We start from the raw sequence: 24,508 nt of genomic DNA, 5'->3' as shown, positions 1-24,508 counted from the left end.
GAAAATAGTCCCACAGTTAGCTATTCACCGCTTAAAAACCCAATTTCCAAGCACAAGATCCTCTTTCAGATATTCCGATATTTCAAGTAAGAGGCACGTAAGTTTTCAATGTTTTCTTCATAATGCTCTTTAAAGAAAACAGAGTAGATGGAATCAAACAAAAATTGAAAAATGATCGTGATCGCAAAATCAGCGATCTTGTCTTTTTCATGATCGATCGGGCCTACTACGAGGTTGCGATCGCCATGATGATTGAGTAAGTGGTCATCAGATGAGCTGATGACGACCATTTTCACTTGATTGCCTTTTAAAATCTTTGCTAGCTCCAAGTGACGCTTTTGAACAGGATGATAGGAAGCATATATCGCAATGTCTTGGGTGCCTGCCGATTGTGCAAGTGAAATTTTTTGATAGAGATTTGCAGGAACTGTGACCCTGGCACCACAGCTTTCCATTCGATCTTTAAAAATTTTTGCTACGTGCAGCTGTTCATCATCGACAAACACAATAATATTGACAGCATGGATCAAGTCCACGGCAATCTGTTGCAGATCCTTGACACTGATAAAAGTCGTTGCCAAAAATAAAGAGCGCTCGTACAAATCTCTTAAACTTGAGATGACGGTAAACGCAGAATCTGTTTTTCCAAATGGAATATTCAAATCTACTTTTTTATCTGCATGCTGTAATTGATCGGCATAAGAGGCAGTGACCATTAATTTCAATTCATTCAACCCGGAATACCCCAACTTTTTGCAAAAACGATAGATGGTAGCTTTAGAAACAAATGCCAATGAACTGATCTCACGAATGGTCATCTGTGTAAAAGCAATTGGGTCTTTATTAATTAAATCAATAATGTTGTGTTCTGTATCAGATAAATATTTAACACAATTCAGTTTTGCAAATAAATTCATGACTGTATCTCCCAAACGATTTTGCATCGAACGATTTCTGGTCTTTTTCTAAACGCAGAGTGTCTCCCATGCTCATATAAGGTTGTGTTTTACTTTTTTCACTTTATTTAAATGATGATTCATCAAGGCGCCGATCAAATTCGCGTCATTTCGAAACTTGCATGGAACGATCTTCGGCACTGCAAGATGATATGTGTGTTTCTCTTTCAACCGATCAATGCTTTTTTCGATTTCTTGGATAAATCGTTTTTGCTCACTGATTCCACCCCCGATAGCAAATGTCTCGGGATCAAAAATATACTGCAGGTTGAACAAATGAAGGGCGATCGTATCACAATACTTTTCTAGAACGCCTTGCAGTTCTTTGTCGCCTTCTTCAATCAGTTGAAACAGCAACTCACCACTGAGCGTGCCTTTTTCCATCCCTTTGACTCGTTCTCCTTCACTAACCAGTGACAGAACACTGCCAGAAGCACCGAAATAAGCGGCTGGTTGTTGGCATGCATCGGTTTGCTGGACAAAACTAAACTCTCCAGCGATCCCGCTGCTGCCGCGATGTAGGCGATTATTGATGATCAGTCCACCGCCGACACCAGTGCCAAAGACCAAGACGATCCCATGATCTGTATGCGCCAGCGCTCCGACCCACGATTCTGCCAATGCCGCGCATTTGCCGTCATTTTCTACCGAGATCGGCAAATCAGTGAATGTATGAAAGAGATCAACGATATTTGTCTGTTCTAAAAAGGTCAGCACACCAGCGGTATGGGCATAACCGTTGAAAACATCAATTTTCCCCGGCATACTGATGGCGATACCATCGACTTGCCCTTCGAATTGCCGAAAAATTTCTTCGACAGCGACTAAAAAGCAGGCTTTCTCTTCAAGAGGTGTTTTTACTTTCCCTTTGAAGAAAATCTCACGATCCCCCGTCATTAAACAGTATTTGATGTAACTGCCTCCTATATCATAAACAAGATAATTCATTGTTTACCCAACTTTCTCAAAAAATATTTCACCTCGGAATATATGGTATCTTCCGAGGTGATAACCCATTATCGTTTTTGCTTTGCTAGCCAGTGAAACAACGACTGGGTTTCATTCGCAATCTCACCATTATAAACTGGAATCCATGCCCAATGATCATTGTAGCGATACGGTGCCCCCGTACCGTCCTGATAGCAGCCTGTTTCGTCCGTTATCGCTTCAAGTGCAGTCACGTGAAGATTCGGATGGTTCATCGCTTTTAGCGTTTCATATAATGACTGACTATGCTCGTTAAAGGAAACGACTTGATCGTGAATACCATGAGTCAACCAAAGTGGGACCTCCTTGAGGCCTTCAAGTTGTCTTTGATCGAGCCATTGTGTCTTATAGGCCTGACAAATAGGAAAAGCTGCCGCGAAAAAATTGGGCTTTCTTAAAAGCAGATTGATGGTCATAAAGCCGCCATTGGAGCCGCCGCCTAAATAGATCCGCGTTGGATCGATCGTTTCAAAGGTCTGAACTGCTTCATCAATCAAACGGCTGACAGCTCGGGTATACTTGCTGGTGCCATCTTGAGTGTAACCGCCGCTTCCATCGTTCATCCACATATCTGGCACTTGAGGAACCAGAACATAGGCGCCACCAAACATCGCTTGTACTTCGGGATCAGCCCAAGCAACCACTTTATTGCCCAAAAGCGCAATTTCAGGATCGGTTCCGCCTTCGCCCGCGCCGTGCAAAAGAATGATTAGGGGATGCTTCTCTTTATCCTTCGGTTCAAAAAGTGCATGGTGTAAAGTGATCTCACCAAACTCAGCATCTTCATAAAAAAATTCTTTTTGCAGAAATTGCTCGGTCCCTTCATAAACGGTTTCTTCAAACTGTTGGTTCGTCAAAACGAGCTCGTTCAAAGAAGAACCATTAATACACAGAGGCTTCTTTAGCGTGATCGTATACATCGTCTGTCGCTTTTGATTCAAAAACAGCTGTGGATTAAAGACAAAGGGTGATGTCAAAGGGGCATCAGGATGAACCTGCAACGCCAATGTAACGCACGTCGTCGGCAGATCGACGGGTTGCTTTTGTCCTGTCGAATCAGATAAATAAGCCTCTTTGAGTTCAATCTTGCCTTTTATCTGCTTTGGCATTTTCGTCGACCAATCAAAGCCTTCTTTTTCTCCTAGTACTTCAAAAAACGAGGCATCTACTTGCTCATCGATCACTTGTCCAAAATCAATCACAATTTTATGGTTTGCCGGTCCCCAATCGTATCCTTGGCAATGGACGGAATACGTGATCTGGGTAGGTGTATCAGTCTCTGTCTTTGTCATAAAAAACCTCCTGGTTGAATCAAGACTTTGCTTGGATCGAGGTGCCATTAGATTCAATCACTTTTTTGTACCAATAAAATGATTTTTTCTTTTTGCGGGCAAAAGTCCCTTTTCCAGTATCATCCAAGTCTACATAAATGAACCCATAACGTTTTTTCATTTCCCCAGTTCCTGCCGATATGATATCAATACAGCCCCACGGTGTATAGCCCATTAGTTTCACGCCATCATGTACAACCGCTTTGATCATCTGCTCAATATGGGCACTGAGGTAAGCGATACGCGCATCGTCAATGATCTCTTTTTGTTCGTTAAAAGTGTCAAGTGCGCCTAAGCCGTTTTCTACAATAAACAACGGCAGCTGGTAGCGATCATACAATTGGTTCAATACGATCCGCAAACCTGTCGGATCAATCGGCCAACCCCACTCCGATTCCTCTAAGTAGGGATTCTTTACCGCTTCCATCATATTGCCACGGCTCGTTTTTTCTTGTTCTTTTGTGGAGATGACCGCTGAATTGTATTAGCTGAAAGAAAGAAAATCGACCGTCCCTACGCGTAAAAGATCAAGATCATCTGATTCCATGACCAGCTGCCAGCCGTTTCGTTCATACTCCTTCAAGACATATTCAGGGTAATAGCCACGGCACTGAACATCGCTATACAGATACTTGAACATTCTAGAAACTTCGATTTCCCGCATACTATCGTTTGGATTACAGGTTTCTGGGTACATACCAGCACTGGCAAGCATCATTCCAATTTGAAAATCGGGATTGATTTTTTTCCCTTCCATCACGCAGCGGGCACTAGCAAGAAAGACATGATGCAATGCTTGCGCCCTTTTTCCTAAGTCTTTTCCTTTGATCCCTAAAAAAACATAGCCATTCAAAAAATTGATTTCATTGAAGGTGATCCAGTACTTCACTTGCTCTTTAAAACGCTCGAACAACAAGACTGCATAATCGAGAAAATCTTCAATCGTGCGCCGATCCAGCCATCCTTCACGGCTTTCAGCTAAAGCCAGCGGCATATCAAAATGATTTAAGGTAACGATTGGTTCAATGCCGTATTTGAGCAGTTCATTGAAAATCCTTTCATAGAAGAGAATTCCTTCTTCATTAAGCGATTCTTTCGTTCCATCAGGAAAAATCCGTGTCCAGCTGATCGACATCCGATAAGCTTTGTAGCCTTGTTCAGCAAATAAAGCAATGTCTTCTTGCCAATGATGGTAAAAATCTGTGGCGCGATGGCTAGGATAATACTGATTTTCGTCTAAGTATCCTTGGCAATCCGCTGGCATTCCTTCATACATAGAAATGTTGCGGATTTTGCCTTGCGCATCTTTCACGGTAAGTTGACGGGGCTGTTCCTGACTGCCGCTGGTAACAATATCCAATGTAGATAGTCCTCTGCCGCCTTGATCAAAGCCCCCCTCATATTGATTGGCGGCGGTAGCGCCGCCCCATAAAAATCCTTCTGGTAAACTCATGTTATTGACTGATCCTCCTGTCTTTCTTTAGACCGCCTCTGTGACTTTCTCTGCCATAACCTCATCTTCAAGCGCTTGCTCTTCCGCCAATGCCAGCTTGTCGGCTTTTAAGAAAAACGGCAAGTAGATCAACCCATTGATACAAATCGCAATGACTACCGCAATCACACCTTTGATCCCGATGGTCAAGATCGGTCCAATGAAGGCTGGCATGATCCAAGGCAGTGAGATCGAAGGATTCAGTGTGTCATACACCCCAAGATTGTAGCCGATGATCCCTATAATCCCATTCACCAAAGAAGTACTGACCATCGGAATAAAGAAGATCGGATTCAACATCAGTGGCAAACCAAACACTAATGGCTCATTGATGTTAAAGATCGCTGGTGCCAAGCTGAGTTTCCCAAGAGTTTTATAGCGCTGTGATTTCGAAATAAAGGGAATCAGCAACGAGATTCCTAAGGTATTGCCCGCACCTCCAAGTGCATAAAAAGCCATCACCGCTGAAAATGCCAAATGCGGCATCGGTTCTCCCTCCATAAACGCCGTTAAATTGGCAACCCCTGTAGCCATTAAAACCGGCAAGTAAATACTGAGGATCGTATTGGGATGGATCCCAAAAAACCAGAAGATCGAAATAGTGATCATAAAAATAATCGCCGAGATCGGTGTTGCCCCCAAGTTCATAATCGGTGCCCCGACCACGCCATTGATAAAATCAAAATAATCGCCCCACGCAGTTAGACTAAAGCCAATGCGGGTTAAGCAAACAAGTACAAATATAATAATGGCAATAAAGGTCGGTGAAAGCGACTGGGCAACCATTGGTGGCACCGAGTTTGGCAGTTTAACGACCAAGCCTTTTTTGTCCAATACAGAATACAAGCTCGATACTAATAACGCAACGATCATCCCACCGAAAATACCATTACTACCGATATAGTCAAAGTTTAGTCCGGCTACTTCGCCCCCATCATAGGGAATCACTTGTGGCATCAAAACGAAAAACGAGGCCAAGGATAATATCCCACCGGTCACAGGACTTGATTTTCTTTCATTGGCATTATGATAGCCAATCATAAACGTCATATATAATGCAGTGATTTCCATCGTCACTTTGATGGTGGCACGCATGTGTTCATCGATTCCAGTTTGCGCTAACCAAGCCAACCAAGGCTCAACGGGCAGATTGACTAAAATAGCGATCAGACTAACCCCCAATGTCAATGGCATGGTAGACATCGCCCCATATTGAATCGCTCGAATCGCTTTTATCTGACTAATTTTCCCCATTACAGGCATTATTCGATCATTGATGATAGATTTTGATTCACTCATATTTTTCCTCCCTGAAAGAAATTGGCTTTCAATCACATCAAGCTTCTCCGGATAAAACTCTTGTAACCGATTTCAATATCTCGTAATTTATTGCTTATTTCAATAGGAAGGACTGAAACTGAGACGTTTGTTTCACGATTCGTCATGAAATAGCGCGGAACATGAAAAAGAGGTCTCATTGTTCCCCGCTTCTTCAAAAACGATCTTCTGAAGACACGAGCAGCTCCTAGCATTCCCTCCTCACATAAAAACGGGGCATTACACACAAAAATCGAATGATCGTGGACAGATTCAGGTGAACGCACCGTCTCACTCACCCCCATCGCTTAATCACTACAAATCCTAGCAATTCGCTAGACTCTCCATCCATGCAGCCAATAGATTAGCACAAACAAAAAATAATCCCTAGCTGAGAAGATGCTATCAGCTAGGAATCATAGGACAATCATATATGAGACTGATGGATCAGAATATTTCATTCCTTTGTTCACTATCTTCCTTCAAAGAATCGGAACAAACAAGCCACTGATTTTTTCTTTTGTTTTCGTCAAAAGGCTTCTGGCTTGCCATTCTTCTTTTTCTACTAATTTTGCATGAGCTAAGTCTTCCATAAATTGCTGATTTAACTCTGTGATTATTTTCGACGGCCCATAGATGAACATAGATAACTCATGGTTAAGGTAAAAACTACGAATATCAAAATTTGTTGACCCGATCGTTGCAGCAAACTCATCGACGATCATATATTTACAGTGAATAAAAGCAGTCTCATCATAGGTGTAGACTTCGACGCCGGCAGATAATAATTCATCAATAAACGAATTCGTGCCATGAAAAGAAATTCCTCGATCCCCTTTTCCCGGCACAATCAATTGCACGTTGATCCCACACCGTGCTGCTCTTCTAAGCGCACCTAAACTTTCTTCATCAGGAATAAAGTAAGGCATTGCGATCTTAATCGAATCCGTTGCCTTTCCAATGAGGTCATTAAAGGAATCCTTAATGATTCGCTCGCTATCATAGGGTCCGCCGTAGATTACCTGAACGATTTCCGAACCGCTTTGAACGTCGGTCTTCAACGGAAAATACGTAGCTGTCTGTGTCAAAAAATGAGTGACCGTTTCTTCCGTTTCATCAAGAAAGAGCCAATCATAAATAAAGCACTCTTGTACTTCTAGAACAGCAGGTCCTTCTATCCGGATGTTTGTGTCTCGCCAATAAGAAAACTTACTGCCTCGCCCACTATATTCATTTCCAATATTCATGCCTCCTGTATGTGCAATCTCACCATCAATAACGACCATTTTACGGTGATTGCGCCAGTTCGCTTTATTACTTAGCCAAGGCGAGTTCAACAAATCATACGTGCGTACCTCTACCCCATTCTTTCTCATCAATAATAATAATTGATTAGGAAAGGCGATCGACCCCACGCTATCGTACATAAACCGAACTTCCACCCCTTGTTTGGCCTTTTCGACCAGAACATTTGTCAGCTCCTCCCCTGTTTCATCCCCTTTAACGATATAAAAAAACACATGCACATGATGCTTGGCTTTCTTGATATCTTCTAGCAAAGAAGCGAACGCCTCAGCGCCTTCATTTAATACAGTCAGATGATTATTGATTGTGGGATATTTGCCTGAAAGATGAAAAATCTCAGTGGAGAGATCATGTTTCCCATGAATGACCTCTGAATGTTCTTGCAAAATAGCCGAAACCGTTCGCTGCACTTCCCGTTCATTTTGTATCTGCTGTTTGGGCAACTTCCTTAATCGAGGTTCACGACCAATTAAATAATACAACATGACTCCTACAATCGGTAAAAACAATAAAGCTAAGATCCAAGCAATCTTCGAAGTTCCATCCCTTTGATCAAAAACCACTAAGTAGCCACAAAGAAGAATCGCCAAAATTTCAATGGCCTGCCAAGCATAAATCATCTGATTTAAAAAGAGAATTAATCCAACCGTCACAAGTATCAGTAAAAGCGTTAAAATTTTGTATTGCTGTAATTTGTTTTTGATCATCCTTCACTCCATCCAAATATGCGCTTATTAATAAACGCTAAAGTAAAAAGCCTCACTATATACTATGATTATATACGTTCTCGTTACGCAAATGTAACTCATTTCATCCCCTACTACTCATTTTTTACCTATTATTTATTAAGAAGAGACGATTTGCAGAAACGAAACGGTAAATGACAAGCGCCTATTCAAATCGGTGTACCAATTAAAACAAACCCTGTAAGCATCCCTCGACTTGCTGAAACAGCAATTTTCCTTACGCAATCGCCAAATTTGAATAAATCCCATCTTTCCTTTACTATAAACGAAATCCGATCGTTTTTTTAGCACGGTTATACTATCAAGGAGGTTGTTATGGCAATTCATGTGATGTGGTTTAGAAAGGATCTGCGCTTAGAGGACAATACGGCGCTTACTGAGGCGCTTTTGTCTCTTCAAGCAAACGACCAATTGTTGTGTGTGTTTCATCTCAATGAAAAGCAGTTTCTCCCCGATGCACCAAGCCATGATTACTTTTTTAGCGCGGTTGCTCACTTTATCGAGGCTGCCAAAAAGCAAAATCTGACGATCCACCTCTTGACGGGGACTTTGACAGAAGCCTTTGATCAGTTGTTCGCTCACTATCCAGAATGGAGCCAACTGTACTTCAACTTTGATAACCGTGGATTTGGTCGTAAACGCGACCTCTATATAAAAGAATTGGTCGAGAAAAAAGGCGTCACTGTCCATTCCTTTGAAGAACATCATCTGCACCAACCAACGGAAGTCACCAAAGAGGACGGGACGTATTACAAAAAATTTACGCCCTATTATAAGAAATGGATCCAGCTGCCCAAACCGGTCTATCAAAAGCAGGCCCTTGATTTTGAAAAAGCCGCTCATTTTAATGATGCCCCTCACTTCAAAGCAGGGACAGCGCTGCTTGCTAAGCTGCTAAAAAATAGAAAGACCGATTTTTCAACGATCGTTGGGGAAGACTATGCACATAAACAATTGCAGGCCTTTGTGCAAAAGCGTTTGGCCGCCTATGAAAAAGACCGTGATCTCCCTTCGATCAAAGGAACCAGCCGCCTGTCCCCTTTCTTGTCTTTTGGACAACTCTCTATTCGGAAGGTTTGGGCCGCTTGCCAAGGGATGCCACCCAGCACTGGCAAAGCGACCTTTTTAAAAGAACTGGCTTGGCGAGATTTTTATCATATGATCTACTTCACTCATCCGGAGCAAAAAAACTATGAACTCATTGAGAAATATCGAAACATGGATTGGCAAAAGGATGAAGAGGCGTTTAACAAATGGCAAGCAGGACAAACCGGCTATCCGATCATTGATGCCGCGATGCGGCAGCTGAATCAAACCGGTTGGATGCATAACCGTCTACGGATGATCGTCGCTTCCTTTCTAACCAAAGATTTATTGATCGACTGGCGGCAAGGAGAAGCCTATTTTGCTCGACAATTGATCGACTACGACGCTGCCAGCAATATCGGCGGCTGGCAGTGGGCAGCTTCGACTGGCACCGATGCGGTTCCTTACTTTCGAATTTTCAACCCCATCACTCAGGGGAAAAAATTCGACAAAGAGGGGACGTTTATCAAACAATTTGTTCCCGAACTCGCCCAGTTGCCGCTAAAATTCATCCACGAACCTTACCTGATGACTGACGAAGAACAAGCCGACCTAAAGGTAGTTTTAGGCACCGACTATCCGTTGCCTATAGTCGACCATAACGAAGCCAGGAAAAGAGCCCTCGATTTGTATAGTAAAATCGAGCCGTAAGCAGCTGTCATGGCCTGCGCTCAAACATTTTCAGTAGAAAAAAACCAGCAAAGACGCTCCTTAAGAGCTCGTCTTTGCTGGTTTTTTATTAAACTGATGCACCGTTTTTCATCTTTCTATAGTGAAAAAAACAACGACACGTCTTATCAAATAGTCTGCTGGTGAGCATACAAAAAAGAAACATTTTCCATGCTGTGTTTTTTTATTAAGGTCTTTTCGCCTGATTCCGCACTTATTTCTAGTCACTCTAAGCAACAATCCCCTGACGATTTATAGATAGAACCCTTTATTAGCGGCGTTCCCCACTTTTCCACGACTGGCTAGTAACATTTCTCCTTGCAAAACTGTTCGTCTGTTGAAAGGTCATCTATAGAACCATTCTGTTATAATATCTCCATATTTGAGGATAAGGATGGTTTATATGAAAAAAATAATCGGATTCGTCTTAGTCGTACTTTTAGGGTTTGCCGGATACAAAGGCTATGAATATTATCAATCCACCTACTCAGGACAAACAGCTTACGCGTATGTCCCATCTGAGATTCTCCCTAAGGTAGAACATGAAAGTAAAAGCGGCATCGGCGACCAGTCGCCTTGGTATTCTTACGATTACACGTTAAACTTTGTAAAAGAAGATGGTAGCACACAAACACTCGAGGTTTCATTATCAGAAGATAACGCAAAACCCTTAACCCCAAATTCTTATGTAAAAGCGGTGATCAGTGAAAAGCGCACAATAAAAGGCCCGAATAGCGTTGAAAAAGATGCAATTCCCAAAAAGGTTCTAGAAAAATTAGAAAATCAGAACTAACGATTGCAGACTCACATCATTATGTGGGTCTTTTTTTTACATCCTTCCAAAACCAGCATTTTGAATCCCTTCTGTTATTTTCACGCTTGATGTCTTCTGCTCTGTTGCGATACGTTATACAAGGATACTGGACATATTATCTAGCAGAAAGCTGCTTGACTGATCCCTGTTTTCATTCCGTCATCAATGATAAGAGCAATTCAAGCGCCTTTTCCTTTCCCTACTTCGCAGATAATTGAAAAAGCAGCGAATCACCTATCCGTTGACTCGCTGCTTTTTAACTAACAAGTGATGGCTCACACCACAAAAGAATGATACTTAGAATAAGCAATTTGATCGACGATCGCAGAAACCTGATTGACGTCTAAATCGGCACCAATGGCGGTCACTTGATAAAATTGGTCATAATTGTTCCCTAATTGGGGGAGATTGGCATTGGAAATCAACAAGTCAAACGTCTCGTCCGGAGTATAGGGTAAAACAACAACATTTTGCTTGCCTTTTAGTTCATTTTTTAACAAGTAAATCGAAGCATCCGCCAAAAGACTAGAGCACATATTTAAGACCCCGATCCGTACCCGATATTCTTCTTTAGGCGATAACATATAAATTAAAAAGACTAGGCGTTTCTTGAGATAGTTGAGTTTCGTGGGCGTAAACAAGTTGGTCGGTGCAATAATGTGTTCCAGAATGTCTGAGATCACTTGATCCCGCAAGGAATTGTGAAACATTTTGTGGTAATAATTTAGCGTGACTCGATCGATGGAATAATTCACTCCATGAAAGTAATAAACTTGTGCGATTAAGGAAAAGACATTGGCTTTGATATCGATCGTCGTATGCGAGGCATCAAGACGATAAATGGACTGGATTGCTGCCATGACTTCATCGGTGATCTCAAAGACGGGATTTTTATTGGTGTACAATCCTAAGCGAAGTTCCTCGTAAGGAATCCCGCCCACCGTAATGAGGAAGAGACAGATAAAGAATGGCACGATCTTCGCTTCATCTACTGAGCAGATACATTTTTTAGAAGCATAGATCTGTCGAATAAAGTGACAGAGGGGCATCTCTTGGCAGCGCTCGATTTTGGTTTGTTCTTCTGGACTTAAACTTCCCAAGGTCGTGTGAGACGTGACTTTTTTCATAATCACATACAACCAGATCTTCAGCTGCTTTTGTTGGGCAATCGATAAGGTTATTTTTTTCGCTAACTCCGCAACCAGGTCATCGATCAAAACAGAATCGATCGTTGTCGCACCCATTTTGAAAAAATTATAGTAAAAATAAATGCGTTGTGTCATCGTTCCAACTAGTTTTTTGTTTCTGATCTTTAATTCAAAATGCTGCAACAACTGATTGCACTCAGCAATCAATCGATTGAGGGTCCCCACACTTATGTTTAATTCATCAGCCAAGACGAAGGCATCATAGCCTGCATGTTGAAACAAATAATGGATGATTTGATATTTAGCAGATTTTTTCAATAGCGTGTCGGTCAAATCATCCAGTGAGACACTATCGGTTACTTGCAGTTCCAACGTATAACGATTGATGATAAATGAGACCTTCTCATTTTTTAGTTGCCGTTGAAGGCTCTCTGATAATTTCGTCAAGGTCGGCATCGTAATATCTAATTCCCGACACGCATCACTTTTTTTGATATGACCGGTCGATAAATACAAAAATTTGAGCAAGATATACTCTAATTTTAAGTCCTTATCCAGTAAGTCTTCTTTATACATGACTGTTTTTCCTCCAGTGTAAATCTATATTCATTCAGAATAGTTACAACCAATTTACAGAAAAAGATAGCAGTACGTTACTTATGAAACAAACAAGCGCAGTAAAAACAGGCCCTTTCTACACATATTTTTCCTTCACTTACTCCCCAACAAACCATGACTGACAAACAAAAACCCTCGATGCAAGACGAATTTCCCTAAGAATTCCCTCACGACAACGTTCTAAGATTTCCTTTTCGTTTATGTAAAACGTTCTTCTCTAAAAAAATATATTTAGACCATAATAATTAATACTATCACAAGTCAGAAATGTCAATAAATGAAATTATCAAGCACTGTTTTTTTACTTTCTCTTAAAAAACGACACTATCAAGTGCTTACCCGTTCTTACAAACAAAAAAATCAAAGGCAGTCGATGCAACCGCCTTTGATTTTTCTATAAACCAAGGTTCATTCAGTCTTGCAAAAAACGTTTCATAAAGGGACTTTTTATTCATTGAAAAAAGCAATGAAAGGGTTTCTAGCGATACCGTTTCTTAATGTGAAAAGCCATAGGTTTGATCGGATGAAACATGACGGCTTGGTCGCTTGTTCAAGCGCTCGATTCCTTCTTTCATGTCTTGCACCAGATCCATTGCCATTTGCATACTTAAATCTGCCCGGCAGACAAAGCGTTGGATATTGATATGTGATAGATTATCAGGTAATGGATAGGTAGGGACTTGCCAGCCTTTCATCGCAAATTCATCCGTCAAATCATACAGATTCCAAGAAATATCGGCATCTTCTTTTAATTTGTAGCAGACGATCGGCAACCGTGAACCATCATTATAAATATCGAAGTAACCCATGTTTTCAATCTCTTTTGCTAAATATTGGGCAACATCGCTGGTCTTTTTGTGGATCAAGCGGTAGCCTTCAAACCCATTGCGGATAAAGGTGTAATATTGTCCGATGATTTGGCTGGCGCTTCTTGAAAAGTTGATGGCCATCGTTGGCATTTCACCGCCAAGATAACTTACTTTAAAGACCAACTCTTCTGGTAAGAAATCTTTTTCTTTCCAAAGCACCCAACCGATACCAGGGTAGACTAACCCATATTTATGTCCAGACGTACTGATGGAACGAACGTTTTTCAAACGGAAATCCCATTCAAGTTCTGGTTCCATAAATGGCGTGTACAATCCCCCACTAGCCGCATCCACGTGGATGTAGACTTTGTAGTCGGTGTGTTTGTTGTATTCCTCTAATTTCTTGTCTAGTGCTTTGATATCATCGTATCGTCCAGTGTAAGTGATTCCTAAAATACCAACGACCCCGATCGTATATTCATCTAAATAGTCCGTGACCTTTTCAACATTAATGCTGCCATGTTCTTCATCGATAGGGATCGTTCGCATTTCAATGTCCCAGTAGACACAGAATTTTTCCCAAACGACTTGATAGGCAGAAGAAATCACTAAGTTTGGTTTTTGTTTATTGATATCTAAGCCAAGTTTTTTTGCCCGATTGCGCCAAGCAAATTTTAAGGCCAATCCACCTAACATACACGCTTCACTTGAGCCTACCGTTGATGTACCGATAAAATCGGACGCTTCTGGGGCATGCCATAAATCAGCGATCATATTGACACAGCGGTTTTCAATTTCTGCTGTCCGTGGGTACTCGGTTTTATCGATGGCGTTTTTATCAAGGGTTTCACTCATAATTTTGACTGCTTCTGGTTCCATGTAGGTTTGACAGAACGTCGCCAAATTTTGTCTTGAGACCCCTTCATCGATCAATTGATCTTTGACTAATTCATAGGCATCCCGCGGTACCAAGGACTCTTTTGGTAATTTGTACATAGGGATCGCTTGATCCATTGCCTCATTCCCATAGATAGGCTCCAAATATTGGGCTTCTTTTCGATTTTTTTTACTAAATAACATGCAGCTCTCCTCCTCATAGGTTGTGCTTTTTATTTTTTATCGCTTGCTTTTTCACCTACATATTTATAGATGACAAACGGTATCACGACAATAATCAGCCAACTGATGATCAAGATGGCTAAATAGGTTCCGCCCTTTCCGGTGCCGATATCGCTCGGTGGAAAGAAGGAAATAAAGAAAGAAAAAATAGAAACAAGCAAACCAACCATCGCAACACCAATTTTCACATTTTTCCCACCAGGAATATGATACGTTCTTGTTAAGTCGTCTTTTTCTTTGACTAATTTAATATAGGAAAGAAACAAGAGGACATAAGCCACCAGATAGATGCAGACCGTCAACGCCATCGCAACGAAGAAGGATAGATTGGCGCCTCCACCGCCTAATGTCAAGACAACCGCCCAAATGGAAACAATGATGCCTTGTACCAAAACGATATTGATTGGGACATTGTGTTGATTGACTTTGGCCATTTGTTTTGGCAGCAAGCCATTTTCAGCTGCTTCAAGCATCGCAGTCGATGGGCCGACCACCCAAGCAGCAATTTCTGCAATGACACCTAAACAGATGACCACGGCAATCAAACGAACCAGCCATTCTCCGCCGCCAAAATGATGGATCAAATAAGAATAGGCTTGAATCACGCCAGTATCAAGAGACAATTGATTTTGGGGAATCGTGGCAGCCACCGTTGCCCCACCTAACGTATCCAAAAGAATCGTTGCTACAACTAAAATCAAAATAGCTTTCGGGTAATTCTTTCCAGGATTGTCCATATCTTTTACGTGACTGGCAGAAGATTCAACCCCTGCATAGGCTAAAATAAAGGAAACAAAAACGACCAGCGTATTGATTTTCGTGAAATCAGGAATCCAAGCGCCTGATCCAAAAGAAACTTTGACGGGATTCCCTTGAGCAATGTAGACAATTCCTAAGATAAAAAGAATGATCCCTGTTGCGACGATCCCCACAAAGAACCCTACTTTGGCAATCTTCGCAGTATTTTTTGTTCCGCCAAATTGCGAGATCGTGATCAGCCAAAAGATCACTAAAGTGGCAATCAGCTTCAGCCAAACATTCGTATTAAGAGCCGGCCAATTTAGGGCATAGGAAAGCGCCCCGACAATAAAGTAAATCATCGTAATAAAGCCTACCGTGATTTGGAACCATTGGAAGAAAATGGCAGCAAAGCCCCATTTTCTCCCTAATGTTTTTGAGACCCAGGTATAGAGTCCCCCTTTTTCCCATCCCTTTACAGTAGCCATCTCCGCAGAGCAAAGGGCTACAGGGATAAACCAGAGGAAACCGCCGACGAGTAAATAAAAAACTAAATTCATCTTCGATGTCGCAAAGGTTGGATACTCATATACCGTCATCACCATTGAAGCAGTTATTGCAAAAAAACTCAACAATGATAGTTTTTTCTTGCTAGTATCCATTTTTTTTACCTCCTATCGTTAGATACTATTTTTCAGCAGCGGAAGATAGATCAATATGGTACGTATGTGTCAAATCTCCATCTGCTTTAAATTCGATTTCGACCGCTTTGATCGCTGGCAAACTTTGTTCTTGCGCCACTTTAAAATGAATAAAGCCATCTTTATGTTTGTCATGGGTCAAAATCTCATCATCTAAGTAGTCCACAAACACTTCCGCTTCTACTTTTTTGCCATCATTCAACACCAAATAGGCTTTGTCAGGTTTGATTTTTTTGTCTTTCGAATCTTCATTAAACAATTGATATTTCAGTGAGAGCAATGTTTTGTATTCTTTGTCTTTGTCTTTGAATTCTTCTACATTCACGATTTTTACATGATTCACTAAAAAGCGAATGTGATCCCAACCAGCATTTTCATAATTCGTTTCATACCAAACGACGTCTTTGATTTTCGGATCGATTCCCTTAGTTACGATTTCTTCAAAATACCCGTCATCACTCAATTTTTCACTTCCCACAACTACTTCATCTGACGAATCGCTGATCAACGTTTCCGTTCCAGACCCAGAGACCACTTCCCCTGATTCTTCCACTGTTGAGCATGCACCTAGAGTAAACAAAACGCCTACACCTAAAACGAAACCTGCAACTAATGATGTTTTCTTCATTGTAAATCCTGTCCTTTCTTTTATTATTTTTATTCCATCTCAGGTATACCATTTAACCCAAAAAAGCGAATACCTAATTTTTTATTTTAAAAACAAAAAAACGCGAAAAATAATTCGCGTTTCGGTGCTATCATGAAGTGCAGATAAGAACAATGACCATTGAAAAGAAAGGACTGAGTTTTTTTGAGAGCGCTTGTGGTCGTCCTAACTGCCGTTTTGTTAAGTATCAGCCCTCTTTCAGCTGACTTTTATCTGGAAAAGACGGACAGACATACTTCTAACGCAATGTTTTCTCGGATAGAAGTTGCCCAAAATGAGTGGGCGACTACTGGATCAAAAAGATTTGTTGGAACGCTGATGCTTCCTGATGCAAAAGGCAGCCTGTTGACAGCTGACGGGCATTTTATGAGAAGACCTTCCAAGCTTGCGACGAATAGACGCGTAGCAATAGCAGCTTGTAGGGTTCAAAAAACACCCAAAATCGCACGGGGCAGTCATCTGTCTCAGCGCTGTAGCTCTTTAGCCCCTACGACTTTGCGGTTAGAAAAAGCGTGTCAGGCACGGCAATCAAACGTCCTTAGCTCTCATCCGAGTATCTGGTGTCGTACATGACGCCTTCATCCACAGGGTTTCCGCAGTGATGGCACATAGGTAAGTCAAAAACAAATGATCCTCAAAACGTTTATCCTCCGGCGTATCCTAGACAAATCTACTTCCCCATCCTGAACAAAAAAATAGCCACTACCTACTTTCCACTTACTTGTGCCATCCTCTGCTTGATAAAATGATCAAAATTTTTTGATTGAAAAGAAAAAATTGCCTATTCTGTTTTGATCATTTTTTTAGTGATCGATCATTACTTAGCTAGCTAAGCCCCCCAAACCTCAAGCAGCCCCCGAAAACAGTTTCGGAGGCTGCTTGGGGTGAGCTTTGCTCACTATTTAGTTTTCTTATAAAAATTTTAATATGAGAAATCATTTATTACAATATGAATGAGAAAATTGAGTTACGCTTTCTATTTTCATAAGTAAGTATAGATTCTATTCACAATGTAACATAGTAACCTTATTTAACTAAGCTATTTTTTTAAGAAGACCTTATCAATCTTCTGAAGCAAAAATATTCCACCAGATTATATTAGTCTTGCCGAAGCCATTTTTATATGCTCTTCAATATTGTACTTATAGCTAACGCACTTCGACTCACCTGTATTCATTCGAATTAACGGACAGCCTCCTAAACACAAAGGTTGAACTTTACAACTTGAACATTTCGCTTTCGAAAAAAATTTGTACTCTGTAAATGTTTTATGCACACTGTTCAATTGTATTCCTGTATAGATATCTCCAACTCGTCCAATCGTTTTACCAATATGAACCCAGCATTTATATAAAAATCCATTAGGGTCGATTACATAGTCATCTCGATTGATAGCTTCGCAGAACCCAATCGTTGTCCGTGGTATGGCAACAATATTTATCCCTCTTTCCAAAAGACTTTTATAAACCATTATTTCTTCTTTCGAAAACTCTTGGGATGTATAACATGTGGGTGTTTTGTAGGTATCAAAATCCTCTACCGGCGCAAGATAAAAGCCAACTTTCTTAAGTAAATTAAAATTATCCAGCGAGTTCATCAAACGAATAACATCTTCATGATTATTCTCCCTATCTATATTTACTCTTACAGTTACTGGAATATATTTTAGAGTTTTAACTATATTCTGTAATATTCTTGCAAATGTCCCTTTCCCATTTGTTAAACATCTTCTAGAATCATGATTTATCTGATCCCCATCCAGAGTAATTTGAGCATAATTAACGTGATAACTTTTTAAAAGTTGTGCAACTTTTTCTGTTAGCAAATAACCATTGGATACAATTTCTGCGTTGAAATTTTTATATTTTTTTTCGTTTTTCATTATTATTTCACTTATAACTTTAATAGAGTTCAATCCCATCAAAGGCTCTCCTCCATACCAAATTACTTTCAATGACTGATGGGGTAATACATTTTTAAGAATAAACTCAGCTGTTTTCTTAGCAGTTTCAGTAGTCATAGTATGTTGTCTAAACCCTTGCTCGTAACAATAAAAACAGGAAAAATTACAGTTCATCGTAGGGGCAATTGTGAAAGTTACTTGACTAGGATTATATCGTTTTTCATTTGCCACAGACACTAATCTTGCTTCTTCATCAATCTCATCGGAAACAATGATATTTTGATTTTCTAAATAAGAGAATAATTCTGTTTTCTCAAAGTTATCGTTATTAATAAAAGTCTGTAGATCATGGAACTCGCTTTGAGTTAGTAAAACGATAGCAGAGTATACCGAATTGTACAAAAGTATTTCATTATCCACTTCTTCAACAATCGTATATTGCGATAATTTCATAAAATCACTCCTAATTAAATTGGGTAAAAAATTTTCTGTTACCTAGATTTGTATGCTTTACAAAAGAACGTATGAATGTTTCTCTATCAATTGAATAGTTGGGGTTACATGAAGTATCACACTGTACCTTTCCTCGACACACTGCAATTAATTCACATGAATTACACTGATTGTTGCTTTTCGGAAGAACACTCTTTTGGTCATAAAGGCTATATTGAACATCTTCTGCAAAAGAAGATGATTCTGTAAAACTTTTTATTATTCTACGTTCATAAAAATTTGTTGCATTACATAACCCTATAGATCCATCAGAGAAAAACTTTACAGACCAAGGATTATACGCATCGCACTCAAAGCGATACGAAGAAAATGGAGAGACATTCACCAGGAAACCGTTTTCAATTAGGTGATCAATTGCAGTTGAAGATACCCACTTTAGATATTTTTCATAGGATAATGCATTGAAATAATTTTCATTAAACTCATAGTTATTAATGTAATAGCAATTGATATGGGCTTTGATATCACTTTGGCGGATCGTAACGAGAAAAGACTGAAACTCTTCTGTATTTTTATCAGATGTATTATAACCAATATGGATTTTAACACGTCCGCTCTTAGATGCTACCGCTAGATTTTCAAAAATCTTATCATACGTTCCGCTTCCACTCTTAAGAGATCTATTTCTATCATGATCTTTTCTAGATGTTAGTGTAGTATCGACAATTAAAGAATCAAAATGATTTATAAAATCTGGAGTGAGTAGATAGGCGTTTGTTCCTAAACCATAAGAAATTGAGAGTGATTTCTCTGACGCAATTTGATCAATCTTACTTTTAATTGCGAGAATTCTTTTTTTATAAAGAAGTGGCTCGCCCCCGAAAAAATAGATATATAGTCTCCGAACGCCTAGCTGAGCAATGTCTAAAATGTATTGCATTATATTATTTATCGTCTGATCAGTAATAACATTTTTAGAAAGGAAATCATTCTGGTAACAATAAGTACACGAAAAGTTGCAATCTTCTGTGATATTTATAGTGATAGTAACTAAGTCTCTCTTTAAATTGATTGTTTTCTGTTTATAACTTTCCAAATCACCGTGTATAAATCCATTTTCAAATAAATATTTTCGTTCACCTTCACTTATTTCGCTCGAAATCTCCGTTTTACTTTTCATTTTTTTTGAATCAATAGTAACTATTTCTTGCGTTAATGTATTGCAAAGAATAGTCTCGTTACCGTTCTCAATGATATCGACATACCGTGAAAAACGCATCACCTAACCCCCTTTTTCAATAATTATACATTTCACAAAATAACATTTCAATTTTTTTTTAATTTGTGATATAGTTTTTACATAGGAGGGAGAGAATGAAAAAAATATTAAAAAGAAACCAACCACTTTTCTTTTTGCATGTGATTTTATGCGCAATGGCAGCGCTCATTCAAGTTGGGGTTGCTTTGGTGTATAGACAAATCACCGAGGTTGCTATGTCAGGAGATGTAAAAAGACTTTTATTTATTGGTATATTCGCCTTCTTTTACATCTTATTGAACACGATGAGCGATTTTATTCCAAGAAGAAGTAAATCCGTCTTAGTTCAATCAATAATGAATCAACTGAGAGAGAGTCTCTCGCAGAAAATCGTTCGAATGAATCCGGTACTATTTCTTAAAAATGAGAAAAACGAGTATCTCTCAAAGTTGGCAAATGAAATGAAAGTCGTTGAATTAGAATTTTTAAAGCCCGGATTTGGACTGATTTTAAGCATTTTTACCTTTCTATTCTCTCTTTTATTCACACTAAAATTAAACACTTCTTTTTCATTGATTATGCTGCTCTTAGCTTTTAGTCCTTTGCTAGCCCCTTATTTCGCTAAGCGAATCCTTAGTGATCGTCGCAAGTCCGTTGTTCTGGAGCAAGATCGTACACTTAGTTTATTTGACCAACTTCTCTCAGGATACCTGACCTTACGTGTCGGCAAAGGTTTTCCAACATATACGAAAATTTTTACTAACAGTAGTGAACGATTAAAAAAGGAAAGTATCACTTTTGAAACCTTACAAGGACTGACTTATGCAATTTCTTTTGGACTTGGGGATCTTGCCTATTCAGGGACATGGATCGTTGGTGGTTTCTTTGTTGCTGCCAAAATAATCACCATTCCCGATCTTATTGCGATGACTACACTAATGAGTACGATTGCCGGTCCGTTAGAGTATTTCAGTACTTCAGTTACAGATATTTTAGCGAGCAAGAAGGTCGCGGACGATCTTATAGCTTTCATTGATGGTACCGATGATGATGAGCCCAATCGCTCACTTGAACTTGCAGAACCAATAAATACTTTATCGATTGAAAATCTGCATTTCCATCATGGAAATCGTTTGATTTTTAATGGTTTTACTCAAACATTTGAGCGTGGAAAAAAATATGCTATCACTGGCGCAAGCGGTAGCGGGAAGTCGACACTATTGAATATTTTAGCGGGAATTTACCCTATCGACGATCATCAAGTATTGGTTGACCAGCAAGAGATGAATCAGCTATCTAGAGACTCCCTTTATGAGAAAGTTGCACTTGTCCAACAAAAAACTGCTATCTTCCAGACGAGTATTGCTTACAACGTTTCTATTTTTAGTGAATACGAACTTGAAAAAATCGTTGATGTTTTAAAACGAAGTGGATTAGATGATCGCTTTGATAACAATGATTTAACCGATACGCAAGATAATACATGGATAAACTTTCTTTCTGGCGGCGAGCTTAGACGGCTTGAGATTGCTCGGGCAATCTTTAAAGATTCCGATGTTATTCTTTTTGACGAACCAACATCTGGTCTAGACAGTATAAACGAGATGATTATCAGTGACTTAATCTGCTCACTTACAGATAAAATAATCATTGTCGTTACTCACTCAACAAATCAGGAATTTCTAGGTTCATTTGATGAGCTAATTCAGTTAAATAAATCATGAATTTAGATGATATAGGCCTACCTTATGTCATCTGGAAATATAAAAGAAAGGAGAGGTATACAATGAAAGTAATCTCTGAAGCTTCAAAAGAACAAATCATCACCATGTGTGGAAGTAATCAGCATTCCCATCATCCACCAATCATCTTACCTGAAGAGACTGATACACCATTTTCAAATCAGAAAAAAGAAGAGATAAAAAAAGAAGAGAAAGCTAGTTAAGAGAAAATCATTTGATCCTTACTTTACTTATTAATAAGGATAATAGCAATCAAAGAAGGGGTCGTGACTAGCTATATATGTCTCGACTCCTTCTTACATATTTCCCGCAAACGCAAATAATTTTTAACAGCTACTTGTTATCAACTTTCTTCATATAAAGAATTGGATAAGGGTTTCCTTGTTCGTCTAACTCGCTTCTTTTGTATACCTCAAATCCCATATGCTCATAAAATCCTTTCGCCTGAGGATTCTGTTCATTTACTCCCAGTTCATTTACAGAATAGTTTTCCATCCCGTATGCCAAGAGTTTTCTTCCTAGTCCCTTGCCTCTTTGTTCATTTGCTATAAAAAGCATTTCAAGATTTCGATCCGAGATCCCCATGAAGCCAGCTGGCTCTCCATTTTCACTTTCTACGATAATCAAATGTGGCACATGATGCAATGCCTCTGGAATGTATTGCTTAATGGCTTGGATTTCGGTCTCTGACAAAAAGGTGTGCGTCGCCTTAACAGAACTCTCCCATACTTCAATTAATTGTTGCTCTAACTTTTGATTCATACTACTTACTTCTTTTATATTCATGGATAGTCACACTCTCATCAGCTTATTTTCGTTTTTCATAACAAGAATCGCTGTTTCATTGATCCAAGTTAAGAATTTTCAACATCATCATAACATGAGATGGATTTATTTAAAATCTATGGATAAAAACTGCCTCGCTCAAATAGATAACGAAACAATCAATTCTAAGAGAGTATGACTTGCTTTGAAACACACTAAGAAAGGAGCTTTCAATACTGATGATTTCTCAAATCATTCTGTTGAAATAAAAATGCTTGTAGCTTTTTCTTCCCGAATAGTCGCCATAACGAACAAAATATATTCTTTTCAATAAACGATTTTAAACCACTTGCCCTAGAGTCCACTTCAGGGTTTATGATTACTTATAGAAAAGATAAGGAGAACCAACGATGAATATAAAAAAAGCAGCGGAAATGTTTGATTTGAGCGTAGACACATTGCGCTATTATGAACGAGTCGGTGTGATTCCACCTGTCCAACGCAATGAGAGTGGCTATCGGGTGTACACAACAAATGATCTAAACTGGATCTATTTAGCAAAACATTTACGAAATGCAGGATTGTCGATCGAATCGCTAATTGAATTTGCTCAATTGGCACAAGTACGTGAAAGTCAAAACGTCGAAACAGCTCAGAAACAGATTTTAGCCGATCAACTCGAAGAATTAGAGAAAAAGTTAGCAGCAATGCAGGAAGTAAGAGACCTACTTATTTATAAGATAGAAACGTATGATGAGCATATCGCAAAATTTAAAGCAGGAAATATGACCCCTGATAAAGTGGAAAAATTATGGGAACGAAAAAAGTAACATCTTTCACTTGCTATGGACTTAACTCCAAGGTTTAGGATAGAACATGCAATGAAAATTAGAGGAGGAAACATTATGCAAACAATCACACTCAATAATGGTGTCACCATGCCGCAACTAGGATTTGGCGTTTATCAAATTCCTTTGGAAGAAACAGCAGAAGCTGTTTACCAAGCAATCAAAGCTGGGTATCGACTGATCGACACTGCTTCTATTTATGGAAATGAAACAGAAACAGGCGAGGGAATCAAGCGCGCCATCACTGAAGGTCTAGTCACTCGAGAAGAACTTTTTGTTACCTCTAAATTATTTATTCTCCAAGCTTCCGAAGATAAAGCGAAAGAAACGATTGAACATTCGCTTGAAACAATGGGATTAACTTATCTTGATCTCTACCTTATTCACCAACCATATGGAGATATTTATGGTGCTTGGCGCTCAATGGTTGCTGCTCAAAAAACAGGAAAATTACGTGCAATTGGCGTTTCAAATTTCAAATCAGCTAAGATGATCGAGTTTGTCGGCTTGAATGAGGCGAAACCTCAAATCAATCAAATCGAAGTGAACCCTTGGAATCAACGAGCGGAAGATCAGGAATGGCATGAAAAATATGACGTCCAAGTTGAAGCTTGGGCTCCCTTTGCAGAAGGACGCCATGACCTATTTACCAATCCGACATTAGCAGAAATTGGCAAGCAATATGGCAAAACGGTTGGTCAAGTTGTTCTTCGCTGGTTGATGCAAAGAGGGATTGTCGCTTTAGCAAAAACAGTTCGTCCAGAACGGATGGCTGAAAACATTGCTATTTTTGACTTTGAGCTTTCCCAGGAAGACATTGAAAAAATAGCCGCTTTAGATAAAAAAGAGTCCGCATTCTTTGACCACGATGCCCCCCAACAAGTGGAATGGTTTATGAATCGGATGTTAGATACTGAAAACTAATAGGGAAAACAATACAAGTCCGTTCCCCTTGCAAAAGGAGGCGGACTTGTATTGTTTCTTACTGAATGGTAGGTCGTCACTTTTCTTTGTAAAAATGAAACTGTTTTTGGAA

General features: G+C 39.6%; 18 protein-coding genes and 1 pseudogene. 6 read left to right on the top strand and 13 right to left on the bottom strand.

Features of this window, described 5'->3' with window-relative positions; all coding sequences use genetic code 11:
- Positions 1–65 precede the first annotated feature (65 nt).
- The 6 genes and pseudogenes from IGI89_RS06000 to cls form a co-directional block, all read right to left on the bottom strand.
- Positions 66–917: a MurR/RpiR family transcriptional regulator gene (locus IGI89_RS06000; RefSeq protein WP_244732594.1), complete on the bottom strand. Its 852-nt coding sequence runs from the start codon at positions 915–917 to the stop codon at positions 66–68.
- Between the two features lie 72 nt (positions 918–989).
- Positions 990–1,904, bottom strand: coding sequence for an ROK family protein (locus IGI89_RS05995; protein WP_086298810.1), 915 nt, complete (start codon positions 1,902–1,904; stop codon positions 990–992).
- Positions 1,905–1,972: 68 nt separating this feature from the next.
- Complete coding sequence (locus tag IGI89_RS05990) at positions 1,973–3,235, bottom strand: prolyl oligopeptidase family serine peptidase (RefSeq protein ID WP_438735429.1); 1,263 nt, start codon at positions 3,233–3,235, stop codon at positions 1,973–1,975.
- A gap of 19 nt (positions 3,236–3,254) precedes the next feature.
- Positions 3,255–4,727: pseudogene (locus tag IGI89_RS05985) on the bottom strand (glycoside hydrolase family 1 protein).
- 27 nt (positions 4,728–4,754) lie between these two features.
- Positions 4,755–6,065, bottom strand: coding sequence for a PTS sugar transporter subunit IIC (locus IGI89_RS05980; RefSeq protein ID WP_086298816.1), 1,311 nt, complete (start codon positions 6,063–6,065; stop codon positions 4,755–4,757).
- Between the two features lie 500 nt (positions 6,066–6,565).
- Positions 6,566–8,095, bottom strand: a complete 1,530-nt coding sequence (gene cls / locus IGI89_RS05975) for a cardiolipin synthase (protein WP_005233225.1) — start codon at positions 8,093–8,095, stop codon at positions 6,566–6,568.
- A gap of 354 nt (positions 8,096–8,449) precedes the next feature.
- On the opposite strand from cls, the gene IGI89_RS05970 reads away from it, so the two are divergent.
- Together IGI89_RS05970 and IGI89_RS05965 are read left to right on the top strand one after the other, a co-directional pair.
- On the top strand, positions 8,450–9,871 hold the full coding sequence (locus IGI89_RS05970; RefSeq protein ID WP_008380268.1) for a cryptochrome/photolyase family protein: 1,422 nt from the start codon (positions 8,450–8,452) through the stop codon (positions 9,869–9,871).
- A gap of 421 nt (positions 9,872–10,292) precedes the next feature.
- Entirely contained in the window at positions 10,293–10,682 is a 390-nt protein-coding gene (locus IGI89_RS05965) for a YxeA family protein (RefSeq protein WP_035006924.1), read from the top strand.
- 296 nt (positions 10,683–10,978) lie between these two features.
- Here IGI89_RS05965 and IGI89_RS05960 read toward each other — a convergent pair whose 3' ends face one another.
- From IGI89_RS05960 to IGI89_RS05935, 6 genes are all read right to left on the bottom strand, one after another.
- Positions 10,979–12,427, bottom strand: coding sequence for a helix-turn-helix domain-containing protein (locus tag IGI89_RS05960; protein WP_008380272.1), 1,449 nt, complete (start codon positions 12,425–12,427; stop codon positions 10,979–10,981).
- 536 nt (positions 12,428–12,963) lie between these two features.
- Positions 12,964–14,358, bottom strand: a complete 1,395-nt coding sequence (locus tag IGI89_RS05955; protein WP_005233215.1) for a glutamate decarboxylase — start codon at positions 14,356–14,358, stop codon at positions 12,964–12,966.
- Between the two features lie 29 nt (positions 14,359–14,387).
- Entirely contained in the window at positions 14,388–15,797 is a 1,410-nt protein-coding gene (locus tag IGI89_RS05950) for an amino acid permease (RefSeq protein ID WP_005230559.1), read from the bottom strand.
- A gap of 25 nt (positions 15,798–15,822) precedes the next feature.
- Positions 15,823–16,464 (bottom strand): hypothetical protein, encoded by a 642-nt coding sequence (locus tag IGI89_RS05945; RefSeq protein ID WP_005230557.1) that lies wholly within the window; start codon positions 16,462–16,464, stop codon positions 15,823–15,825.
- Between the two features lie 1,132 nt (positions 16,465–17,596).
- Positions 17,597–18,859, bottom strand: a complete 1,263-nt coding sequence (locus tag IGI89_RS05940) for a radical SAM/SPASM domain-containing protein (RefSeq protein ID WP_005233213.1) — start codon at positions 18,857–18,859, stop codon at positions 17,597–17,599.
- Positions 18,860–18,869: 10 nt separating this feature from the next.
- Positions 18,870–20,138, bottom strand: coding sequence for a radical SAM protein (locus tag IGI89_RS05935; RefSeq protein WP_005230552.1), 1,269 nt, complete (start codon positions 20,136–20,138; stop codon positions 18,870–18,872).
- Positions 20,139–20,233: 95 nt separating this feature from the next.
- On the opposite strand from IGI89_RS05935, the gene IGI89_RS05930 reads away from it, so the two are divergent.
- Both IGI89_RS05930 and IGI89_RS05925 read left to right on the top strand, forming a co-directional pair.
- Positions 20,234–21,841 carry an ATP-binding cassette domain-containing protein gene (locus IGI89_RS05930; protein WP_005233211.1) on the top strand — a complete coding sequence of 536 codons (1,608 nt, stop codon included), beginning with the start codon at positions 20,234–20,236 and terminating at the stop codon, positions 21,839–21,841.
- 62 nt (positions 21,842–21,903) lie between these two features.
- Positions 21,904–22,062: a hypothetical protein gene (locus IGI89_RS05925; RefSeq protein WP_008380281.1), complete on the top strand. Its 159-nt coding sequence runs from the start codon at positions 21,904–21,906 to the stop codon at positions 22,060–22,062.
- A 130-nt stretch (positions 22,063–22,192) separates the two neighbouring features.
- Here IGI89_RS05925 and IGI89_RS05920 read toward each other — a convergent pair whose 3' ends face one another.
- Positions 22,193–22,645 (bottom strand): GNAT family N-acetyltransferase, encoded by a 453-nt coding sequence (locus tag IGI89_RS05920; RefSeq protein ID WP_005230546.1) that lies wholly within the window; start codon positions 22,643–22,645, stop codon positions 22,193–22,195.
- A gap of 389 nt (positions 22,646–23,034) precedes the next feature.
- Between IGI89_RS05920 and IGI89_RS05915 the strand changes: the two genes are divergently transcribed.
- Positions 23,035–23,454: a MerR family transcriptional regulator gene (locus IGI89_RS05915; protein WP_005233209.1), complete on the top strand. Its 420-nt coding sequence runs from the start codon at positions 23,035–23,037 to the stop codon at positions 23,452–23,454.
- Positions 23,455–23,529: 75 nt separating this feature from the next.
- On the top strand, positions 23,530–24,396 hold the full coding sequence (locus tag IGI89_RS05910) for an aldo/keto reductase (protein ID WP_438735428.1): 867 nt from the start codon (positions 23,530–23,532) through the stop codon (positions 24,394–24,396).
- Positions 24,397–24,508: the final 112 nt, after the last annotated feature.

The organism is Enterococcus sp. AZ141 (assembly GCF_051714385.1).
Classification (GTDB): Bacteria; Bacillota; Bacilli; order Lactobacillales; family Enterococcaceae; genus Enterococcus_D; species Enterococcus_D entomosocium.
The sequence above is the reverse complement of the archived record's forward strand: the minus strand, read 5'-3'. Positions and strand labels throughout refer to the sequence as shown.

Excerpts from the sequence above, each read along its gene's own strand:
- IGI89_RS06000 (WP_244732594.1), bottom strand. The coding sequence starts at position 917 with ATGAATTTATTTGCAAAACTGAATTGTGTTAAATATTTATCTGATACA.
- IGI89_RS05995 (WP_086298810.1), bottom strand. The coding sequence starts at position 1,904 with ATGAATTATCTTGTTTATGATATAGGAGGCAGTTACATCAAATACTGT.
- IGI89_RS05990 (WP_438735429.1), bottom strand. The coding sequence starts at position 3,235 with ATGACAAAGACAGAGACTGATACACCTACCCAGATCACGTATTCCGTC.
- IGI89_RS05980 (WP_086298816.1), bottom strand. The coding sequence starts at position 6,065 with ATGAGTGAATCAAAATCTATCATCAATGATCGAATAATGCCTGTAATG.
- cls (WP_005233225.1), bottom strand. The coding sequence starts at position 8,095 with ATGATCAAAAACAAATTACAGCAATACAAAATTTTAACGCTTTTACTG.
- IGI89_RS05970 (WP_008380268.1), top strand. The coding sequence starts at position 8,450 with ATGGCAATTCATGTGATGTGGTTTAGAAAGGATCTGCGCTTAGAGGAC.
- IGI89_RS05965 (WP_035006924.1), top strand. The coding sequence starts at position 10,293 with ATGAAAAAAATAATCGGATTCGTCTTAGTCGTACTTTTAGGGTTTGCC.
- IGI89_RS05960 (WP_008380272.1), bottom strand. The coding sequence starts at position 12,427 with ATGTATAAAGAAGACTTACTGGATAAGGACTTAAAATTAGAGTATATC.
- IGI89_RS05955 (WP_005233215.1), bottom strand. The coding sequence starts at position 14,358 with ATGTTATTTAGTAAAAAAAATCGAAAAGAAGCCCAATATTTGGAGCCT.
- IGI89_RS05950 (WP_005230559.1), bottom strand. The coding sequence starts at position 15,797 with ATGGATACTAGCAAGAAAAAACTATCATTGTTGAGTTTTTTTGCAATA.
- IGI89_RS05945 (WP_005230557.1), bottom strand. The coding sequence starts at position 16,464 with ATGAAGAAAACATCATTAGTTGCAGGTTTCGTTTTAGGTGTAGGCGTT.
- IGI89_RS05940 (WP_005233213.1), bottom strand. The coding sequence starts at position 18,859 with ATGAAATTATCGCAATATACGATTGTTGAAGAAGTGGATAATGAAATA.
- IGI89_RS05935 (WP_005230552.1), bottom strand. The coding sequence starts at position 20,138 with ATGCGTTTTTCACGGTATGTCGATATCATTGAGAACGGTAACGAGACT.
- IGI89_RS05930 (WP_005233211.1), top strand. The coding sequence starts at position 20,234 with ATGAAAAAAATATTAAAAAGAAACCAACCACTTTTCTTTTTGCATGTG.
- IGI89_RS05925 (WP_008380281.1), top strand. The coding sequence starts at position 21,904 with ATGAAAGTAATCTCTGAAGCTTCAAAAGAACAAATCATCACCATGTGT.
- IGI89_RS05920 (WP_005230546.1), bottom strand. The coding sequence starts at position 22,645 with ATGAATATAAAAGAAGTAAGTAGTATGAATCAAAAGTTAGAGCAACAA.
- IGI89_RS05915 (WP_005233209.1), top strand. The coding sequence starts at position 23,035 with ATGAATATAAAAAAAGCAGCGGAAATGTTTGATTTGAGCGTAGACACA.
- IGI89_RS05910 (WP_438735428.1), top strand. The coding sequence starts at position 23,530 with ATGCAAACAATCACACTCAATAATGGTGTCACCATGCCGCAACTAGGA.